Source organism: Streptomyces poriferorum (genome assembly GCF_019399235.1).
In the GTDB taxonomy this organism is placed as follows: Bacteria; Actinomycetota; Actinomycetes; order Streptomycetales; family Streptomycetaceae; genus Streptomyces; species Streptomyces poriferorum.
On the sequence record NZ_JAELVH010000563.1, the window covers coordinates 1 to 2,456 of the forward strand.

Below are 2,456 nucleotides of genomic sequence, written 5' to 3' on the forward strand. Positions count from 1 at the left end.
CCACCACCTCGACCACCGCCACCTCGACCACCGCCACCTCGACCACCCCCGCCCACCGCACCGGCCCGGACTCCCCCGCGCCTCACGAACGACCGCGTGTCCGGGCGACCCCGTGGCACGAGGCCCGCGCTGTTGCCACCAGGGCCGGGCGCGGCGTTCCTCCCCGTACCGTGCGGCTCCCTCTCGGCCAGGCGCTCGGGCAGGTGCTCTCCGAGCCGTTGGCCGCACTCACCGATCTGCCGTCGTTCGACACCTCCGCCATGGACGGCTGGGCCGTCGCCGGGCCGGGACCGTGGACCATCCGGGACGACGAGGGCATCCTCGCCGGCCATGGCACACCCGCCCCGCTCCCCGACGGCGACGCCATCCGCATCGCCACGGGCGCCCGCATCCCGGCGGACGTCACCGCGGTCATCCGCAGCGAACATGCCCACGCAGACGGGGCCAAAGGGCTGCTGTACGCGCAGCGGCAGGTCGACCCCGGCCAGGACATCAGGCCGCGCGGACAGGAGTGCCGCTCCGGAGACCAACTCCTGCCCGCCGGAACGCTGGTGACGCCCGCCGTCCTCGGCCTGGCCGCGGCCGCCGGATACGACGAGCTGCCGACCCGGTCCCGGCCGCGTGTCGACGTACTCGTCCTGGGCGATGAACTCCTCACCGCCGGCCTGCCGCACGACGGGCTGATCCGTGACGCTCTCGGCCCGATGATCGGCCCCTGGCTGCGCGCTCTGGGCGCCGACGTCTCCGACCCGCGCCGCCTCGGCGACGACGCGGAGGCCCTGCGGCAGGCGCTCACCGGCTCCGAGGCAGACCTGATCGTCACCACCGGCGGCACGGCAGCCGGACCCGTCGACCATGTGCACCCCGTCCTGGCCCGGATCGATGCCGAACTGCTCGTCGACGGGGTCGCCGTCCGCCCCGGTCACCCCATGCTGCTGGCCCGGCTCGGCGCCGCGGGGCCGTACCTCGTAGGCCTGCCCGGCAACCCGCTGGCCGCGGTGTCCGGACTGCTCACCCTGGCCGAACCGCTGCTCAGAGGCCTTGCTGGCCGCACCGCCGAGGCCCCCTACCGAGTGCCGGTGCGCGGCGACGTGCACGGTCATCCGCACGACACCCGTCTGGTCCCCGTGGTCCACCGCACCGCCGGCGCCCTCGGACCGGCCTCCGCTTCCGCAACTCGGCGCGACAGCACGGGAACCGATGGGGCCACGGATCACGTCGTACCCCTGCATTACAACGGTCCTGCCATGCTGCGCGGCGTCGCTGCCGCGGACGGGCTGGCTGTTGTGGGGCCGGGCGGGGTACGGTCCGGCACCGAGGTGGAGATCCTCGATCTACCGTGGGCCCCGGCGACGCCGTGGACTGAAGGGTGTTTCACGTGAAACTTCCCGGCCATGACGCGATGGCCAGGCGCGCCGACGAACAGGTCGTCCCCACCCGGGTGATGCTCCCGCGCCGGGTCGTCGACGGACCGGCCCGTCAGGTTGCCAAGCGGCTGATGATGGCTCTGGCGGTGCTTGCCGCCACGGTGCTGATCGTTTGGGTCGACCGGGGCGGCTACCACGACGCGGCCGATGGCAAGGTCGACCTCCTGGACGCGGTGTACTACGCGACGGTCACCCTCTCCACCACCGGATACGGCGACATCACCCCGTACAGCGACAGCGCCCGGCTCGTGAATGTGCTGCTCGTGACACCGCTGCGCGTGCTCTTCCTCATCATCCTGGTCGGCACCACCCTTGAAGTCCTCACGGAACGGACCCGCGAGGACTTCCGGCTGAAGCGTTGGAGAACGAACTTGCGTGACCACACCGTCGTCGTCGGCTTCGGTACGAAGGGCCGTTCGGCCATCCAGACCCTCTGCGCCACCGGGCTGCGGAAGGACCAGATCGTCATCGTCGACCCGGCGTCCAAGGTCATAGAGATCGCCAACGCCGAGGGCTTCACCGGAGTGCTCGGGGATGCGACGCGCAGCGATGTGCTGCTGCGCGCGGAGCTGCAGAAGGCGCGTCAGGTCATCATCGCGACCCAGCGCGACGACACCGCGGTCCTGGTCGCACTGACCGCGCGTCAGCTCAACCGTGGCGCGAAGATCGTGGCCGCGGTGCGTGAGGAGGAGAACGCCCCGCTGCTGCGGCAGTCCGGTGCCGATGCCGTGATCACCAGCGCCAGTGCGGCGGGCCGGCTGCTCGGGCTGTCCGTGCTCAGCCCCAGTGCGGGCATGGTGATGGAGGACCTGATCCAGCAGGGCAGCGGACTCGATCTCGTCGAGCGGCCGGTGATAAAGGCCGAGGTGGGCAAGAACGTCCGGGAGACCGACGACCTCGTGGTCAACGTCCTGCGCGGCCACCGGCTCCTGGGGTACGACGATCCGGCGGCGAGCCCCCTGCAGCTGACGGACCGGCTGATCACCATCGTGCGTGCCTCCAACGAGCCGCCCCTGAACCACCCGCCGT

The 2,456-nt window shown here is 71.8% G+C and carries 2 protein-coding genes; both read left to right on the forward strand.

The window, feature by feature from the left end:
• A partial coding sequence (locus tag JGS39_RS39640) for a molybdopterin molybdotransferase MoeA (protein ID WP_219574604.1) occupies nt 1–1,382 on the forward strand: 1,382 nt, incomplete at its 5' end.
• Between the two features lie 20 nt (nt 1,383–1,402).
• Nucleotides 1,403–2,456, forward strand: a 1,054-nt coding sequence (locus tag JGS39_RS39645; protein WP_236066127.1) for a potassium channel family protein, incomplete at its 3' end; no start/stop codon positions are given.